18 protein-coding genes are annotated in these 17,449 nt (G+C 69.4%); 13 read left to right on the top strand and 5 right to left on the bottom strand.

What is annotated here, in order from left to right; genetic code table 11:
* The first annotated feature begins 345 nt into the window (after positions 1–345).
* Both ACP7TJ_RS12095 and ACP7TJ_RS12090 read left to right on the top strand, forming a co-directional pair.
* Entirely contained in the window at positions 346–2,700 is a 2,355-nt protein-coding gene (locus tag ACP7TJ_RS12095) for an immune inhibitor A domain-containing protein (RefSeq protein WP_427763111.1), read from the top strand.
* 122 nt (positions 2,701–2,822) lie between these two features.
* Positions 2,823–3,152, top strand: coding sequence for a hypothetical protein (locus tag ACP7TJ_RS12090; RefSeq protein ID WP_033277498.1), 330 nt, complete (start codon positions 2,823–2,825; stop codon positions 3,150–3,152).
* Between the two features lie 6 nt (positions 3,153–3,158).
* Here the strand turns inward: ACP7TJ_RS12090 and ACP7TJ_RS12085 are convergent, their stop codons facing one another.
* Complete coding sequence (locus tag ACP7TJ_RS12085; RefSeq protein WP_093767118.1) at positions 3,159–3,746, bottom strand: nicotinamidase; 588 nt, start codon at positions 3,744–3,746, stop codon at positions 3,159–3,161.
* Between the two features lie 113 nt (positions 3,747–3,859).
* Positions 3,860–5,206 (bottom strand): nicotinate phosphoribosyltransferase, encoded by a 1,347-nt coding sequence (locus ACP7TJ_RS12080; protein WP_093767119.1) that lies wholly within the window; start codon positions 5,204–5,206, stop codon positions 3,860–3,862.
* A gap of 131 nt (positions 5,207–5,337) precedes the next feature.
* On the opposite strand from ACP7TJ_RS12080, the gene clpS reads away from it, so the two are divergent.
* The 8 genes from clpS to ACP7TJ_RS12040 all read left to right on the top strand — a co-directional run bounded on the left by clpS (position 5,338) and on the right by ACP7TJ_RS12040 (position 12,120).
* Complete coding sequence (clpS, locus tag ACP7TJ_RS12075; RefSeq protein WP_093767120.1) at positions 5,338–5,655, top strand: ATP-dependent Clp protease adapter ClpS; 318 nt, start codon at positions 5,338–5,340, stop codon at positions 5,653–5,655.
* 68 nt (positions 5,656–5,723) lie between these two features.
* Complete coding sequence (locus ACP7TJ_RS12070; protein ID WP_167741989.1) at positions 5,724–6,329, top strand: DUF2017 domain-containing protein; 606 nt, start codon at positions 5,724–5,726, stop codon at positions 6,327–6,329.
* A 362-nt stretch (positions 6,330–6,691) separates the two neighbouring features.
* Positions 6,692–8,230, top strand: a complete 1,539-nt coding sequence (locus ACP7TJ_RS12065; protein ID WP_189912828.1) for an alanine/glycine:cation symporter family protein — start codon at positions 6,692–6,694, stop codon at positions 8,228–8,230.
* Positions 8,231–8,646: 416 nt separating this feature from the next.
* Positions 8,647–10,065, top strand: coding sequence for an amino acid permease (locus ACP7TJ_RS12060; RefSeq protein ID WP_093767123.1), 1,419 nt, complete (start codon positions 8,647–8,649; stop codon positions 10,063–10,065).
* Between the two features lie 133 nt (positions 10,066–10,198).
* The gene (locus tag ACP7TJ_RS12055; protein ID WP_093767124.1) at positions 10,199–10,621 is read left to right on the top strand and encodes a Mov34/MPN/PAD-1 family protein; all 423 of its coding nucleotides are present in this window, start codon (positions 10,199–10,201) and stop codon (positions 10,619–10,621) included.
* Positions 10,622–10,700: 79 nt separating this feature from the next.
* Positions 10,701–10,796, top strand: a complete 96-nt coding sequence (locus tag ACP7TJ_RS12050; protein ID WP_019525082.1) for a putative leader peptide — start codon at positions 10,701–10,703, stop codon at positions 10,794–10,796.
* 88 nt (positions 10,797–10,884) lie between these two features.
* Positions 10,885–11,163, top strand: a complete 279-nt coding sequence (locus tag ACP7TJ_RS12045; protein ID WP_093767125.1) for a MoaD/ThiS family protein — start codon at positions 10,885–10,887, stop codon at positions 11,161–11,163.
* A gap of 6 nt (positions 11,164–11,169) precedes the next feature.
* Entirely contained in the window at positions 11,170–12,120 is a 951-nt protein-coding gene (locus ACP7TJ_RS12040; protein WP_093767126.1) for a PLP-dependent cysteine synthase family protein, read from the top strand.
* 66 nt (positions 12,121–12,186) lie between these two features.
* On the opposite strand, the gene ACP7TJ_RS12035 is transcribed toward ACP7TJ_RS12040, so the two are convergent.
* On the bottom strand, positions 12,187–12,321 hold the full coding sequence (locus ACP7TJ_RS12035) for a hypothetical protein (RefSeq protein WP_086701800.1): 135 nt from the start codon (positions 12,319–12,321) through the stop codon (positions 12,187–12,189).
* A 202-nt stretch (positions 12,322–12,523) separates the two neighbouring features.
* Here ACP7TJ_RS12035 and ACP7TJ_RS12030 point away from each other — a divergent pair, with 202 nt between their 5' ends.
* Positions 12,524–13,276, top strand: coding sequence for an MBL fold metallo-hydrolase (locus ACP7TJ_RS12030; RefSeq protein WP_093767127.1), 753 nt, complete (start codon positions 12,524–12,526; stop codon positions 13,274–13,276).
* 80 nt (positions 13,277–13,356) lie between these two features.
* Here ACP7TJ_RS12030 and ACP7TJ_RS12025 read toward each other — a convergent pair whose 3' ends face one another.
* Positions 13,357–14,607 (bottom strand): PTS transporter subunit EIIC, encoded by a 1,251-nt coding sequence (locus ACP7TJ_RS12025; RefSeq protein WP_093767128.1) that lies wholly within the window; start codon positions 14,605–14,607, stop codon positions 13,357–13,359.
* A 210-nt stretch (positions 14,608–14,817) separates the two neighbouring features.
* Positions 14,818–16,125, bottom strand: coding sequence for a PTS transporter subunit EIIC (locus ACP7TJ_RS12020; protein WP_427763105.1), 1,308 nt, complete (start codon positions 16,123–16,125; stop codon positions 14,818–14,820).
* 185 nt (positions 16,126–16,310) lie between these two features.
* Between ACP7TJ_RS12020 and ACP7TJ_RS12015 the strand changes: the two genes are divergently transcribed.
* On the top strand, positions 16,311–16,544 hold the full coding sequence (locus ACP7TJ_RS12015; protein WP_093767130.1) for a glucose PTS transporter subunit EIIB: 234 nt from the start codon (positions 16,311–16,313) through the stop codon (positions 16,542–16,544).
* A gap of 110 nt (positions 16,545–16,654) precedes the next feature.
* Positions 16,655–17,392 (top strand): ribonuclease PH, encoded by a 738-nt coding sequence (gene rph, locus ACP7TJ_RS12010; protein WP_167741908.1) that lies wholly within the window; start codon positions 16,655–16,657, stop codon positions 17,390–17,392.
* Positions 17,393–17,449: the final 57 nt, after the last annotated feature.

The raw sequence follows: 17,449 nt of genomic DNA, 5'->3' as shown, positions 1-17,449 counted from the left end.
TCAAGGGCGTTCCGCCAAGCGACTCTAACCGCGAGCGTGCCCGAGGGGAACGGACGGTAAGCGTGACCTGACCTACAGGGCCGGTGCACAGGGGGCGCACGGATTCATGGCGCCCCACACGGGGCCGCGGAGACGCGCCCGCCGGGGTTTCGCACGGAACTGTCCGCAATGCGAAACGCCGCTCCGCATAACGTGTTTGATCTGTTCAAGTCAAGGTCTGTTTTTTCTGACGAACCTCTAGTCAAATGACGTCACTTGACTACACGCGTTGATCACGTGCGCGCGGGACCTTCCACAGACGGAACCTCCTTCGGCCGCGCGCAGGCACGCGGGAGGGGATCTCAAGTGACCAGTAGACCCTGGACGTTCAGAGCGGCCGCGATAGGCGTGGCCCTTGCGGCGGCCACCGCCACCTGCTCTGCGTTCACCGTGGCGCAGGCGGACTCGGCCGACCCGGCCGACCGTCCCAGCGCCGTGGACCGGCACGACCCGGCGTCGAAGAACCACGTCGACCACGACCTCGAGGGCCCGCTCTCCAAGACGCAGGCGGCCCAGCGCGAGGAGGCACTCAACCAGGTGCTGTCCGGCAGGACGTCGGTCAAGAACCGCGACGGTTCGAAGGTCGTCCAGCTCAAGAGCAAGAAGGGCGACAGCAAGTACGTCGAGCTCGGCCGGGAGAAGACCGACAAGATCTTCACCATCCTGGTGGAGTTCGGCGACAAGATCGACAGCCGCTACGGCGGCACCCCGGGACCCCTGCACAACCAGATCGCCGAGCCGGACCGTGAGGTGGACAACTCCACGGCCTGGCAGGAGGACTACGACCAGCAGCACTTCGAGGACCTGTACTTCGGGTCCGGCAAGGGCGTCGACTCGGTCAAGACCTACTTCGAGAAGCAGTCCTCGGGCCGCTACTCCGTGGACGGCGAGGTCTCCGACTGGGTCAAGGTGCCCTACAACGAGGCCCGCTACGGCTCCAACAAGTGCGTGCCCGACAACTGCGCCTGGTACGCGGTGCAGGACGGCGTCACCGCCTGGGCCGAGCAGCAGAAGGCCGCGGGACGGACCGACGCCCAGATCAAGGCGCAGCTCTCCCAGTACGACCTGTGGGACCGCTACGACTTCGACGGCGACGGCGACTTCAACGAGTCCGACGGTTACATCGACCACTTCCAGATCGTGCACGCCGGTGAGGACGAGTCCGCCGGCGGCGGCGCCCAGGGCGAGGACGCGATCTGGGCCCACCGCTGGTACGCCTTCGGCACCGACGCCGGCGCCACCGGCCCCGAGAACAACAAGCTCGGCGGCACGCAGATCGGCAACACCGGGATCTGGGTCGGCGACTACACCATCCAGCCCGAGAACGGCGGACTCGGCGTCTTCGCCCACGAGTACGGCCACGACCTCGGCCTGCCGGACCTCTACGACACCCAGGGCGGCGAGAACGCCACCGGCTTCTGGACGCTGATGTCCTCCGGTTCCTGGCTGGGCACCGGCAAGAACGAGATCGGCAACCTGCCCGGCGACATGACCGCCTGGGACAAGCTCCAGCTCGGCTGGCTGAACTACGACATCGCCAAGGCCGGCGTCAACTCCTGGCACAAGCTGGGCGTCGCCGAGTACAACACCAAGCACAAGCAGGCGCTGGTCGTCCAGCTCCCGAAGAAGGCCGTCACCACCGAGGTCGTCACTCCGGCCGAGGGCAGCACCCAGTGGTGGAGCGGCAGCGGTGACGACCTGCGGAACACCCTCACCCGCAGCGTCGACCTCACCGGCAGGTCGTCGGCCGAGCTGTCCCTGGACGGCTGGTACGAGATCGAGTCCGACTACGACTTCCTCTACACCGAGGTGTCCACCGACGGCGGCGCCAACTGGACCGCCCTGGACGGCACGGTGGACGGTCAGCCGATCCCGCGGGACGGCAGCGACAAGCCGGCCCTGCACGGCACGGTCGACGGCCACAAGAAGCTGGTGTACCCGCTGGACGCCTACGCGGGCCAGAAGATCGACCTGCGCTTCCGCTACCAGACCGACGGCGGTGTCGCCCTGAAGGGCTTCACGGCCGACGCGATCACGGTGACGGCGGACGGCACCGCGCTGTTCACGGACAACGCCGAGACGGCCGACGCCGCCTGGACGGCGAAGGGCTTCTCCCGCATCGGCGCGTCGTTCACCAACGACTACGAGCAGTACTACATCGCCGAGAACCGGCAGTACGTGTCGTACGACAAGACGCTCAAGGTCGGCCCGTACAACTTCGGCTTCGCGAACAGCCGTCCGGACTGGGTGGAGCACTACGCCTACCAGAACGGCCTGCTGATCTGGAAGTGGGACACCTCCCAGCTGGACAACAACACCAGCGTGCACCCGGGCGCGGGTCTGATCCTCCCGATCGACTCCCACCCGACCGCGCTGAAGTGGTCCGACGGCACCCTGATGCGCAACCGCATCCAGACCTACGACGCCACGTTCAGCACGTTCCGCACCGACGCCATCACGCTGCACAAGGCGGACGTCGCCACGTACGTCCCGTCCTCGAAGGGTGTGCCGGTCTTCAACGACCGCACCAACACCTACTGGGACCCGGCGAACCCGACCGGCAGCGTCCAGGTCACTGACACCAACACCAAGATCAAGATCAAGAAGGAAGCCAAGGACGGCTCCACGATCGAGCTCGAGGTGGGCCCTGCGGGCCGGTAAATAGCGTTCTCGCAGGTCAGAACATGATCGGCGGTGACCCCCTGGCGGGTCACCGCCGATCCGTGTTTAGGTGCCTCCTGTGACTCGCTTATTGACATCCGCTGACACGGGGGTATGACCGCATGGCCGCAGGAGGCTTCTGCAAGCTGCCGAACGGCACGGTGGTGGTGGCGCTGAACCTGCCCAGCCCCGCCGCCGACGCACCGGCCGGGGTGCGGGTGCTGGTCCACGCCCAGAACCGGGCGCGCGCCCTGACCAGGCTGCGCAACCTGGGTCTGCGCGCCGTCTACCTGCGCGGGAACACCGCGCCGCCCACGCCCGACGAGATCACGGCGGTGCTGCACCATCCCGACGGCCTGATATGGCGCACGGCGCCCGCCGGGGGAGTGCTCTCGCTGGAGCTCTGGCACCCGATCCGGGCGCTGATCAAACGCCCGGCCGCCTCCGCCTGACCCGGCTCACCGCACGACCGGCTTGCCGGACAGCTCCACCCCGGCCTCCCGCATCTCCTCCAGCGCCCGCTCGGTGGTCTCCCGGGACACGCCCGCGGTGAGGTCGAGCAGCACCTGGGTGCGGAAGCCCTCCCGCGCGGCGTCCAGCGCGGTGGCCCGAACGCAGTGGTCGGTGGCGATGCCCACGACGTCCACCTCGTCGATCCCGCGCTCCCGCAGCCACTCGGCGAGCGGTGTGCCGTTCTCGTCGGCGCCCTCGAAACCGCTGTAGGCCGCCGCGTACGCCCCCTTGTCGAAGACGGCGTCGACCGACCCGGAGGTCACGGCGGGCGCGAAGTTCGGGTGGAAGCCGACGCCCTCGGTGCCGGCGACGCAGTGGGCGGGCCAGGAGCGCTGGAAGTCGGGGTGGTCGGCGAAGTGGTCGCCGGGGTCGACGTGGTGGTCCCGGGTGGCGACCACGTGCCGGTACCCGGCCGGGGCCTGCCCGATCAGCTCGGTCACGGCGGCGGCCACGTCGGCGCCGCCGGCGACGGCGAGGCTGCCCCCCTCGCAGAAGTCGTTCTGCACGTCTACGACGATCAGTGCGCGGCGCATGGTCGGTGTCCTTCGGCTCTGGCGGACGGATGGATGGGGACGGATGGATGCGGCGGGGCCGGGCGGGCGGACCTCGGCACCCGAGGACGGGGACTCGCGCCTACGGCTTGCCTTTAGCTACCCGACGGCCCGTGCGCGTACTCCGTCGGAAGGACGGGTTCCCCGCGCGAGAGCTGTGTCGCGGACAGCGGGAGCCCGGCGCGGGCGGCGGCGTGCCGGTCACGGACCACGTCCAGCGGCTCGCGGGCGACCACCTCGCCGCCGCGCACCAGCGGCACCAGCAGCTGCCGTTCGGCCAGCTCCGGCGGCACCTCGCCGGTGCCGATCACCTCGGCCTCGGCGACGCCGTAGGCGTCCAGCCGCCGGGCGGCCCACTTGCGGCCGCCCACGGAGGCCTTGCCGCCGGTGGACTTCTTCGCCACCGCCGTCAGCGGGGCCCCCGGCTCGGCGGACTCCGCCCGGGCGACCAGCTTGTAGACCATGGAGGCGGTCGGGTGCCCGGAGCCGGTCACCAGCTGGGTGCCCACCCCGTACGCGTCCACCGGCGCCGCGGCGAGCGAGGCGATGGCGTACTCGTCCAGGTCCGAGGTCACGACGATCTTCGTGTCGCGGGCGCCCAGCTCGTCGAGCTGCTGCCGCACCCGGTGCGCCACCAGCAGCAGGTCGCCGGAGTCGATGCGCACCGCTCCCAGCTCCGGTCCGGCGACCTCGACGGCCGCGCGGACCGCCTCGGCCACGTCGTAGGTGTCCACCAGCAGTGTGGTGCCCGCGCCGAGGGAGTCCACCTGGGCGCGGAAGGCGTCCCGCTCGGTGTCGTGCAGCAGGGTGAAGGCGTGCGCGGAGGTGCCGACGGTGGGGATGTTGTAGCGGAAGCCGGCCGCCAGGTCGGAGGTGGAGGAGAAGCCGCCGATGTAGGCGGCGCGGGAGGCGGCCACGGCGGCCAGTTCGTGGGTGCGCCGGGCGCCCATCTCGATCAGCGGCCGGCCGCCGGCCGCGGACGACATCCGGGAGGCCGCGGCGGCGATGGCCGAGTCATGGTTGAGGATCGACAGGATCACCGTCTCCAGCAGCACGCACTCGGCGAAGCTGCCCTCCACCCGCATGACCGGCGAGCCGGGGAAGTAGACCTCGCCCTCCGGGTAGCCCCAGATGTCGCCGGAGAAGCGGTAGCCGGCCAGCCAGTCCAGGGTCTCCTCGTCGACGACGGCCTTCTCGCGCAGGAAGCGCAGCACGCCCTCGTCGAAGCGGAAGTTCTCCACCGCGTCGAGCACCCGTCCGGTGCCCGCCACGACGCCGTAGCGGCGGCCGTTCGGCAGCCGCCGGGTGAAGACCTCGAACACGCTGTGCCGCCCGGCCGTGCCGGCCTTCAGCGCCGCCTGCAGCATCGTCAGTTCGTACTGGTCGGTGAAGAGCGCCGTCGACGGCACAGTCACCGGCAACCCAAGGTCCGCTGTGTCCATGGCGAGGATGGTACCCCCATTTCGTCACTCTGACGATTTTAGTGTCGCGGTGGCCGCCGCGCGCTCCGCGGAACACTCCGGCGGCCCGGTGAGCGGGCCGGTTTGTGCGACCACCCCCCTCCGGTGGCAGCATGGGCTGTGTGACGTCACCCGCACCCCTGGAGATCGAACGCACCGAGTCGGCGGAGGAGGTCTTCGCCGTACCCGAGCCTGATGTCCCGTGGGTCACGATCGTCCACAACGACCCGGTCAACCTCATGAGCTATGTGACGTACGTCTTCCAGACGTACTTCGGCTACTCCAAGGACAAGGCCACCAAGCTCATGCTCGACGTCCACCACAAGGGCCGGGCCGTCGTCTCCAGCGGCACCCGCGAGGAGATGGAGCGCGACGTCCAGGCCATGCACGGCTACGGCCTGTGGGCCACCCTCCAGCACGACCGGAAGTGAAGCCGGACATGACCGCACCGGACGTGGCCCGCCCCCGCCCGCAGGACCGGAAGTAGCGAATCGCCTCCATGCCAGGACACTTCGAACCGCTCCCCGGCGGCGGCGCGGCCGTCGCCCTCGACGACGTCGAGATCTCCATCATCCGCTCGCTCGCCGTGCAGCTGATGGAGATCATCGGCCCCGGCCCGGCCGAGGAGTCCGGCGGCGACCCGCTCGCGGAGCTCTTCGCCGACGGCCCCAGCGAGCCGCCCTCCGACCCGGTGCTGCGCCGCCTCTTCCCGGACGCCTACGTCGACCCGGAGGGCGCCCCGCGGGCCGAGGAGGCCGAGGAGCAGCGGGCGCACTCCGCCGAGTTCCGTCGTTACACGGAGAACGACCTGCGGGCCGGCAAGCGGGAGAACGCGCTGGCGGTGATCCGCTCCCTGGACGCGCTCAGGGCCGCGGCCGGCGAGGATGAGGCGGTGCTCCGGCTGACGCCGGAGGAGTCCGTGCGCTGGCTCGGCGCGCTGAACGACCTGCGCCTGGCGATCGGCGCCCGGCTGGAGATCACCGACGAGGACGACAGTGATGTCCTGTTCCGTCTCCCGGACGAGGATCCGCGCAAGCCGATGGTGATGGCCTACCTCTGGCTGGGCGGCCTCCAGGAGACGCTGGTCTCGACGCTGACGCCGTAGAGAACGCCCGAATCCGGCCGGAAAGTACCGCGACGCGTTCGCTCAGAGGAACCTCAAGTCCGGATAACGATCGTGTCACCGCCCCTGCGCATTCATGCCGCGGGGGCGGTTCTTTGTGATCTGGGCCACTTGGCCCTCGGTAAGGGCGTGGTAAGAATCGGCAACCCGTTCGCGCCGCCCTCGCGGTGACGAGCGACGAAGCCGGTGATCCGCCGGTGTGTACGCCTGCCCGACACGGACGCGGCCCCTTCCCCCGGGGGCGCCCCCCTACCGCCGTCGCCGGACCGGGACGCGGGCCATGCCCGAGACGTCCCCGACTCCTCACACCGCCAGAACGTCCCCGCACCATCTGAGGAAGTTCGATGTCACTCGACTCCATCACCACGACCATCGACGACGCCGTCAGCGACTTCTTCGACCCTGTCGCCACCACGATCGGCGACATCGTCTTCTACACGGTCCCCGTCGCCGGGACCGACCTCCCGCTGATCGTCGCCTGGCTGGTGATCGCCGGCCTGGTCTTCACGGCCTGGTTCGGGCTCGTCCAGGCCCGCAAGCTCAAGCTCGCCTTCGACGTCGTGCGCGGCCGCTACGACGAGAAGGGATCACCCGGCGAGGTCAGCCACTTCCAGGCGCTGACCGCCGCCGTCTCCGGCACCGTCGGCCTGGGCAACATCGCCGGTGTGGCCGTCGCCGTCTCCATCGGCGGTCCCGGCGCCACCTTCTGGATGATCCTCTGCGGCCTGCTCGGCATGGCCACCAAGTTCGTCGAGGTCACCCTCGGCGTGAAGTACCGCGAGGAGCACCCCGACGGCACCGTCTCCGGCGGTCCGATGCACTATCTGCCCAAGGGCCTCGCCGAACGCTTCGGCCGCGGCGGCGCCAAGCTCGGCAAGGTGCTCGCGGTCCTCGCCTCCGTGATGATCCTGTTCTTCGGTCTGTTCGGCGGCAACCTCTTCCAGACCAACCAGAGCTACGCGCAGATCTCCTCGACCTTCGGCGGCGAGGACGGCTTCCTGGCGTCCTCCGCGGGCGCCGTGCTGTTCGGTCTGGTGGTCGCCGCCCTCGTGGGTCTGGTGCTGCTCGGCGGCATCCGCTCCATCGCCTCGGTCACCAGCCGCCTGGTCCCGGCCATGGCGATCATGTACGTCGTGGCGTGTCTGATCGTCATCCTGACCAACGTCACCGCCGTGCCCGACGCCATCGGCAACATCTTCCAGGGCGCCTTCGAGGCCGAAGGCGTCGCGGGCGGTGTCATCGGCGCCCTGATCGTCGGTTTCCAGCGCGCCGCCTTCTCCAACGAGGCCGGTCTGGGCTCCGCGCCCATCGCCCACTCCGCGGTGAAGACCAAGCACCCCGCGAGCGAGGGTCTGGTCGCCCTGCTGGAGCCGTTCATCGACACGGTCGTCATCTGCACCATGACCGCGCTGACCATCGTCATCGCCGCCCCGGCCAGCTGGGACGCGGCCCGCCAGGGCGAGAGCATCGGCGGCGTCACCATCACCTCCGACGCCTTCGCGACCGTGCTGCCCTGGTTCCCGAACCTGCTGACCGTCGCGGTGCTGCTGTTCGCCTTCTCCACGATCCTCACCTGGGGCTACTACGGCCTGAAGGCGTGGGCGTACCTCTTCGGCCGCAGCAAGACCAGCGAGACCGTCTTCAAGCTGGTGTGGAGCGTCTTCGTGGTCGCGGGCTCGCTGCTCTCCCTCGACTCGCTGATCAGCCTGGCCGACTCGGCGCTGTTCCTGCTGTCGGTGTTCAACATCATCGGCCTCTATCTGCTGGCCCCGGTGGTCAAGCGCGAGCTGGACTCCTTCCTCGCCTACGTCCGCGACCGCCGCTCGGGCGCGGTGGAGCCGGACGCCGGTACCGGGGAGCCGGAGCAGGTCAAGGCGCTCTGAGCGCCCCGGCCCCAGGGGCCCGTCCGTACCGCGTGCCGGTGCGGACGGGCCCCTTCCGCATTCTGTCCAACCTGCAACTTGTGCACGGGTGTTCGCTCAACGGTGTCTCAAATCCGCATAACGGTTCCGTCAAACGCGGCATCGCCTTTCCGTCTCCGGGTCGCGTTTGTCCCCCTTTTCCTGTGCGGCGCGTCACACGGGACACGGGTGACCACTCCCGCGACCGTGATAGACCTTCACGACCGCCCGGCGAACGCCACCCGAACGTTCGGCCGGGTGCGCCACCGAGCCGGTCACCGCCGGCCAGGCACGAGCGGGCCCGCGCGCCCGCTCAGCTCCATCAGTCCGGGGGGATCGAGACCCGATCCGCGGCCGACGTACCGGCCCGGGTCGGCATGGAGAAAGGCGCACGACACATGACCTCTGCGAAGGTCACCGAAGCTCCTGAAGAGGGATACGAGCGCGGACTCGGCAGCCGCCAGGTCCAGATGATCGCCATCGGCGGCGCCATCGGCGTCGGCCTCTTCATGGGCGCCGGGGCGAACATCGCCAAGGCCGGCCCCAGCATCATCCTCATGTACGCCCTCGCGGGCGTGGTCATCTTCTTCATCATGCGGGCCCTGGGAGAACTCCTCCTCTACCGGCCCGTCTCCGGCTCCTTCGCCGAGTACGCCCGCGAGTTCCTCGGCCCGTTCTTCGGGTTCGTCACCGGCTGGACGTACTGGCTGATGTGGGTGGTCACCGGCATGGCCGAACTGACGGCCGCCGCCATCTACATCCACTTCTGGTTCCCCGAGATCCCGCAGTGGGTCAGCGCCCTGGTCTTCCTCGTCGTGCTGTTCGGCGTGAACCTGATCTCCGTCAAGATCTTCGGCGAGGTCGAGTTCTGGTTCTCGATGATCAAGGTCACCGCCATCATCGGCATGATCGTCATCGGCCTCGGCGTGCTCACCCTCGGCTTCTCCGACGCCGGCGACACCGCCGCCGTCTCCAACCTCTGGTCGCACGACGGCTTCTTCCCCAACGGCATCGGCTCCAGCCTGATGACCCTCCAGGGCGTCATGTTCGCCTACCTCGCCGTCGAGCTGGTCGGCGTCACCGCGGGCGAGTCCGAGAATCCCGAGAAGACCCTGCCCAAGGCCATCAACACCCTGCCCTGGCGCATCATCGTCTTCTACGTCGGCGCCCTGCTGGTGATCCTCTCCGTCGTCAGGTGGACCGAGTTCTCCGCCGGCGAGAGCCCCTTCGTGCACGCCTTCGGCAAGATCGGCATCCCGCTCGCCGCCGGCATCGTCAACTTCGTCGTGCTCACCGCGGCCCTGTCGTCCTGCAACTCCGGCATGTACTCCACCGGCCGGATGCTGCGCGGCCTCGCCGCCAACAACGAGGCCCCGCAGGCCTTCGCCCGGCTCAACGCCCGCAAGACGCCCGCCGTCGGCATCGCCGTCTCCGTGGCGCTCATGGGCATCGGCGTGATCCTCAACTACGTCGTCCCGGAGAAGGCGTTCGCCTACGTCACCTCCGTCGCCACCGCGGCCGGCATCTGGACCTGGATGATGATCCTCGTCAGCCACATCCGCTACCGCCGCGCCGTCGAGGCCGGCCGGCTGCGCGCCTCGTCCTTCCCCGCCCCGGGCGGCGCCCTGTTCAGCTGGGTCGCCCTCATCTTCCTGATCGGCGTCACCGGCATGATCGCGGCGGACGCGGACGCCCGCGTCTGTCTGTACGTGGCGGCCGGCTGGGCCGTCGCCCTGGGCGTCGGCTGGACCGTGCTCAAGAAGGGCAACCCGGCGATCGCGGACCGCGACGAGAGCCGGTTCGAGAAGGTCGGCTGACCACCCCGAAGGACGCCGGCGCACGGGGAGCACTCGTGGCGTTCCCCGCCGCCGCCCGCTCAAGGCGTCCGGCATCCGGGCCGTTCCGTACCACCCCTCGGTACGGAACGGCCCGTCTGCTTATCCTGAGCCCATGCTGACCATCACCCAGGCCCTCCACGACCAGATCGTCGCGCACGCCCGTGAGGACCACCCCGACGAGGCGTGCGGCGTGGTGGCGGGCCCGGCGGGCTCCGGCCGCCCCGAGCGTTTCATCCCCATGCTGAACGCGGCCCGCTCGCCCACGTTCTACGAGTTCGACTCCCAGGACCTGCTGAAGCTGTACCGGGAGATGGACGACCGCGACGAGGAGCCGGTGGTCATCTACCACTCGCACACCGCGACCGAGGCCTACCCCTCGCGCACCGACATCACCTACGCCAACGAGCCCGGCGCCCACTACGTGCTGGTCTCCACCGCCGACACCGACGGCGCCGGCGAGTTCCAGTTCCGCTCCTTCCGCATCGTCGAGGGAGAGGTCACCGAGGAGGAGGTGCGCGTCGTCGACGCGTACTGATCCCGCATGGCGGATGGAAGAGGTCCGGTATGTGGGATCACACTCCGGGTCCCGGACAGGGAATCGATACGATGAGTCCATGGTTCTCTTCGACGTGGGCGACAACGCGCCGGGCATGCTGCTCGTGGCGCGGCTCCACGTCGACCTGTGCAGGCTGAACAGCGCCATCTGTTGACGTTCCGCAGTCGCCTGCGGCCGTGAGCCGCGGCGCCGCCGCGCGCCTACGAAGAACCCACGACACCTTCCGACAGGAGCCCTCAGCCATGGCCATCGAGGTCCGCATCCCCACCATCCTCCGCCAGTACACCGACGGTCAGAAGGCGGTGGAGGGCAACGGGGACACCCTCGCCGAGCTCTTCGCCGACCTCGAGACCCGGCACGCGGGCATCCAGGCCCGCATCGTGGACGGCGACCAGCTGCGCCGGTTCGTCAACGTCTACCTCAACGACGAGGACGTCCGCTTCCTCGACGGCATCAACACCAAGCTGAGCGACGGCGACAACGTGACGATCCTGCCGGCCGTCGCCGGCGGTATGGCCTGATCGGCGATGCGCTACGACTCCCCGCTGGCCGCGGTGGGCAACACCCCCCTGGTGCGCCTGCCGCGGCTGTCGCCGTCCGCCGACGTCCGCATCTGGGCCAAGCTGGAGGACCGCAACCCCACGGGCTCCATCAAGGACCGCCCCGCCCTGTTCATGATCGAGCAGGCGGAGAAGGACGGCCGCCTCACCCCGGGCTGCACGATCCTCGAGCCGACCAGCGGCAACACCGGCATCTCCCTCGCCATGGCCGCGAAGCTCAAGGGCTACCGCATGGTCTGCGTGATGCCCGAGAACACCTCGCAGGAACGGCGCGACCTGCTCGGCATGTGGGGCGCGGAGATCATCTCCTCCCCGGCCGCGGGCGGCTCCAACACGGCCGTGCGCGTCGCCAAGGAGCTGTCCGCCGAGCACCCGGACTGGGTGATGCTCTACCAGTACGGCAACCCGGACAACGCGGGCGCCCACTACGCGACCACCGGCCCGGAGATCCTCGCCGACCTCCCGTCCCTCACCCACTTCGTCGCAGGCCTCGGCACCACCGGCACCCTGATGGGCGTCGGCCGCTACCTGCGCGAGCACAAGCCCGACGTGAGGATCGTCGCCGCCGAGCCGCGCTACGACGACCTGGTCTACGGCCTGCGCAACCTCGACGAGGGCTTCGTGCCGGAGCTGTACGACGCCTCCGTCCTCACCACCCGCTTCTCCGTCGGCTCCGCTGACGCGGTCACCCGCACCCGCGAACTCCTCCAGCAGGAGGGCATCTTCGCGGGCGTCTCCACCGGCGCCGCCCTGCACGCGGCGATCGGCGTCGCGAACAAGGCGCTGAAGGCGGGCGAGTCCGCCGACGTCGTCTTCGTCGTCGCCGACGGCGGCTGGAAGTACCTGTCGACGGGCGTCTACACGGCCGCGACGACGGAGGAAGCCATCGAAACCCTCCAGGGCCAGCTCTGGGCGTAGTCCGTCACGCGTGACATGCCAGGGCCGGGGACACACTCCCCGGCCCTTCCTCCGTCCCGGGCGGACTCACTCCGCCTCCCCCTCCTTCTCCCGGCGACGGTCCCTGCGCGGCCGGTGGCCTCTGCCCCAGCCGTCGACGAGGGCGGTGACCAGGGCGAGCAGGACCACCGCGGCGAGTGCGAGCCACCAGGCCGTGTTCATGCCCAGACCGTACCGGCGCGGGCCGAGGACGCGCGCCCCCTCCCGCCCCCGCACGCGTCCCTTCCAGCCGAACCGGTGACAGCACAGGTGAGTTCGCCCACAACGGCGCCTGGTGGAGGAGCGACCGCAGGTTTTGCGCCTTACGCTCGACGAACCGCACGACCCCCGTCTTCTCACACCCGCCAGCGGAGGTTTCTGCTTCATGAAGCTCACCGTCGTCGGCTGCTCGGGGTCGTTCCCGTCCGCGGAATCGGCCTGCTCGAGCTACCTCGTCGAGGCCGACGGCTTCCGGCTGCTCCTCGACATGGGCAACGGCGCCCTGGGCGAACTGCAGCGCCACTGCGGTCTCTACGACCTCGACGCGATCTTCCTCAGCCATCTGCACGCCGACCACTGCATCGACATGTGCGCCTACTTCGTGGCGCGTTACTACCGGCACGACGGCGGCCGCTGCGCCCCGCTGCCGGTCTACGGCCCCGAGGGCACCGAGCACCGGCTGACGACCGCCTACGCCGACACCCCCTCGGCCTCCTCCATGAGCGAGGTCTTCGACTTCCACACGGTCAAGCCGTCCACCTTCGAGATCGGCCCGTTCCTCGTGCACACCGAGCGCGTCGCGCACCCGGTCGAGGCGTACGGCATCCGCATCGAGCACGGCGGGAAGACGCTGACCTACTCCGGCGACACAGGGGTGACCCCGCTGCTGGACGACCTCGCCCGGGACGCCGACCTCTTCCTGTGCGAGGCCGCCTTCACGCACGGCAAGGAGAGCATCCCGGACCTGCACCTCAACGGCCGCGAGGCGGGCGAGTCCGCGGCCCGCGCCGGGGCCCGCCGACTGATCCTCACGCACATCCCGCCGTGGACCGACCCGCAGATCAACCTCACCGACGCCCGCGCGGTGTACGACGGCCCGGTCGGGCTGGCCGCGCCGGGCGCGACGTACGAGATCTGAGGCCGCGCGACGTCGCGGCACACGCCGAAGGCCCCGGAACCGAGCCGGTTCCGGGGCCTTCCGCGTCGTACGGGGGAGACCTACGCCTTGGTGGCGTCCTCCAGCTCCTCCTCGGGCTCACGCCCCGGGGTGGGCAGGTCGAACTTGACGATGGCGAAGCGGAAGAGCACGTAGTAGATCACCGCGAACACCAGGCCGATCGGGATGATCAGCCAGGGCTTGGTCGCCAGGTTCCAGTTCAGGGCGTAGTCGATGAAGCCCGCCGAGAAGGTGAAGCCGGCGTGCACACCGAGCGCCCAGGTGATCGCCATGGACAGCGCGGTCAGCAGCGCGTGGATCACGTACAGCGCCGGGGCGATGAACATGAAGGCGAACTCGATCGGCTCGGTCACACCGGTCACGAACGAGGTCAGCGCGAGCGAGAGCATCATGCCCAGCACGGCCTTGCGGCGCTCGGGGCGGGCGGCGTGCGCGATGGCGAGGGCGGCGGCCGGCAGACCGAACATCATGATCGGGAAGAAGCCCGACATGAACTGGCCGGCGTCCGGGTCACCGGCGAAGAAGCGGTTCAGGTCGCCGTGGACGACCTCGCCCGCCGCGTTGGTGAAGTCACCGATTTGGAACCAGGAGACGGTGTTCACGAACTGGTGCATGCCGATGGGGATCAGCGCGCGGTTGATCAGACCGAACAGACCCGCGCCCGCGGCGCCCAGACCGGTGATCCACTCGCCCGCGTCGGAGATGAGGCTGCCGATCGGCTCCCAGACCAGGCCGAAGAAGACGCCCACGAGCGTGCCGACGAAGGCCATGATGATCGGGACGAGCCGGCGGCCGTTGAAGAAGCCGAGCCAGTCCACCAGCCTCTTGCGGTGGTACCGCTGCCACAGCATCGCGGCCAGCAGACCCATCAGGATGCCGCCGAGCACACCGGGGTTGTTGTAGGTCGCCGCTATGTCCGCGCCGTCCTGCACCTTGGCCTCGGTGACGGGGAAGGCCTTCAGCACGTTGCTGTAGACCAGGAAGCCCACGAGCGCGGCGAGGGCGGTCGAACCGTCGGACTTCTTGGCGAAGCCGATGGCCACACCGATGCAGAACAGCATCGGCAGGTTGTCGAAGATGGCGCCACCCGCGGTGGCGAAGACGGCCGCGACCTTGTCCCAGCCCAGTCCGTCCGCGCCGAACACGTCCGGCTGGCCGAGGCGCAGCAGGATGCCCGCCGCCGGCAGCACGGCGATCGGGAGCTGAAGGCTGCGGCCGACCTTCTGCAGGCCCTGGAAGAGGCCGGATCCCCGCTTCTTTGCGGGGGCCGCCGAGTCGGTGGCGGTGCTCATACTTCCTCCATCGGTGGTGGTCTACACCACTACTGGTGTAGACCTGTTGTAGCACGATGAAGGCCACGTAAGGAACCCGCGGATCCGCGACCGCGCGACTACGCACGGTGCCTCCGCGGGAGCGCCGGACGGACCCCTTCACGGGCGCACCGAAAAGCCCCCGGAACACAAGGTTCCGAGGGCTTGGACAGCCGCCTCCAGCCTAGGAGATCAGCGCCGCGTCGCGTCCTCCACCTCCTCCTCCGGCTCCCGCCCCGGAGTCTTCAGATCGAACCTCGTGATCGCGAAGCGGAACACCACGTAGTACACCGCCGCGAACCCCAGCCCGATCGGGATGATCAGCCACGGCCTCGTCGCCAGATTCCAGTTGATGACGTAGTCGATCAGCCCCGCCGAGAAGCTGAACCCGTCGTGCACCCCCAGCCCCCACGTCACCGCCATCGACACCCCCGTCAGCACCGCGTGCAGCGCGTACAGCAGCGGCGCGACGAACAGGAACGAGTACTCGATCGGCTCCGTGATGCCCGTGACGAACGACGTCAGCGCCACCGACAGCATCAGACCGCCGATCTCCTTGCGCCGGCTCGGCCGCGCGCAGTGCGTGATCGCCAGGGCCGCCGCCGGCAGCGCGAACATCATGATCGGGAAGAACCCCGACAGGAACTGCCCCGCGTCCGGGTCGCCCGCCAGGAACATGTTGATGTCACCGTGCACCACCGTCCCGTCCGGCTTCGTGTACGAACCGAACTGGAACCAGATGGGCACGTTCAGGAACTGGTGCAGCCCGATCACCAGCAACGCCCGGTTCGCCACACCGAACACACCTGCACCCCACGCGCCCAGACCCGTCATCCAGTCGCTGAAGCTCTCCAGCGCCGAACCGATCGGCGGCCACACCCACAGACACAGCGCCGCGAACACGATCGCCGCGAAGGCCATGATGATCGGCACCAGCCGCCGCCCGTTGAAGAAGCCCAGCCAGTCCACCAGCTTCGTCCGGTGGAACCGCTGCCACAGATACGCCGCCGTCAGACCGATGACGATGCCGCCGAACACCCCCGGATTCTGGTAGTCGAACGACGTCACCGTCCCGTCCGCCAGCTGACAGCCGACGTTCGGCACCGCCCGGGACCCCTCCGGACAGTCCTTCGGGAACTGACGCAGCACATTGAAGTAGACGAGGAACCCCGCCACCGCCGCCAGCGCCGTCGACCCGTCCGCCTTCTTCGCCATCCCGATGGCCACACCCACGCAGAACAGCAGCGGCAGCCCCAGCGAACCGTCCAGCAGCGCCCCGCCCGCCCCCGCCATCACCTTCGAGACGTCCGTCCACCCCAGACCGTCGTCCCCGAACACGTCCGGCTGTCCCAGCCGGTTGAGGATGCCCGCCGCCGGCAGCACCGCGATCGGCAACTGCAGACTCCGCCCCATCTTCTGCAGGCCCTGGAACAGCCGGTGCCAACGCTCCCGCAGCGGGTTCACCCCGGCGCCGGCGCCGGCGGGGCTCTCGGCAGCCATCAAGTCCCCCTTCGACGGACGACCCTGAGGGTTTGGCGGCAGTCCACCCGGTGGTGTAGACCAGTGAGGCAGGACGGTTCCGCTGTCGTGACGCCCATCATCGAGCGCCCACGACATGACCGCTCGCAAAGATGGGCCAACTGTGGGTTACTGCGACAAAGCGGTTCGGATCAGGGAGAACGAACATGGCCACCAAGGCTGAGAAGATCGTTGCCGGGCTCGGCGGCATCGACAACATCGAAGAGGTCGAGGGCTGCATCACCCGCCTCCGCACCGAGGTCGTGGACCCCTCCAAGGTCGACGACACCGCCCTCAAGGCCGCCGGCGCCCACGGCGTCGTCAAGATGGGCAGCGCCATCCAGGTCGTCATCGGCACCGACGCCGACCCCATCGCCGCCGAGATCGAAGACATGATGTAACCACCGCACCACCTGACGCGCGCCGCGGCCCCCACCGGCCGCCACCGCACCCGGGGCCCTTCCCCTCACACCGGGAAGGGCCCGCCGCGTCTACGGCTAGGCTCGACGCCATGTCTCGCATCGACGGCCGCACCCCCGAACAGCTCCGCCCCGTCACCATCGAACGCGGCTGGAGCAAACACGCCGAAGGCTCCGTCCTCGTCTCCTTCGGCGACACCAAAGTCCTCTGCACCGCCTCCGTCACCGAAGGCGTCCCCCGCTGGCGCAAGGGCAGCGGCGAGGGCTGGGTCACCGCCGAATACGCCATGCTCCCCCGCGCCACCAACACCCGCGGCGACCGCGAGTCCGTCCGCGGCCGCATCGGCGGCCGCACCCACGAGATCAGCCGCCTCATCGGCCGCTCCCTGCGCGCCGTCATCGACTACAAAGCCCTCGGCGAGAACACCGTCGTCCTCGACTGCGACGTCCTCCAGGCCGACGGCGGCACCCGCACCGCCGCCATCACCGGCGCCTACGTCGCCCTCGCCGACGCCATCGGCTGGGCCCAGGGCAAGAAGCTCGTCAAGCCCGGCCGCAAACCCCTCACCGGCACCGTCGCCGCCGTCTCCGTCGGCATCGTCGCCGGCGTCCCCCTCCTCGACCTCTGCTACGAGGAGGACGTCCGCGCCGACACCGACATGAACGTCGTCTGCACCGGCGACGGCCGCTTCGTCGAGGTCCAGGGCACCGCCGAGGCCGAACCCTTCGCCCGCGACGAGCTCAACGCCCTCCTCGACCTCGCCGTCGCCGGATGCACCGACCTCGCCGCCGCCCAGCGCACCGCACTCGATACCCTCCTCGAAAAGTAAAAGGCACCCCAAGAACCGTGGTCGGCGCGAGCAACCGCGCCGACCGCCGCCGCGTCT

The sequence above is a fragment of the Streptomyces sp. DSM 41931 genome (genome assembly GCF_050271085.1).
Taxonomy (GTDB): domain Bacteria; phylum Actinomycetota; class Actinomycetes; order Streptomycetales; family Streptomycetaceae; genus Streptomyces; species Streptomyces albogriseolus.
This window is presented reverse-complemented; position numbering and strand designations above follow the sequence as displayed.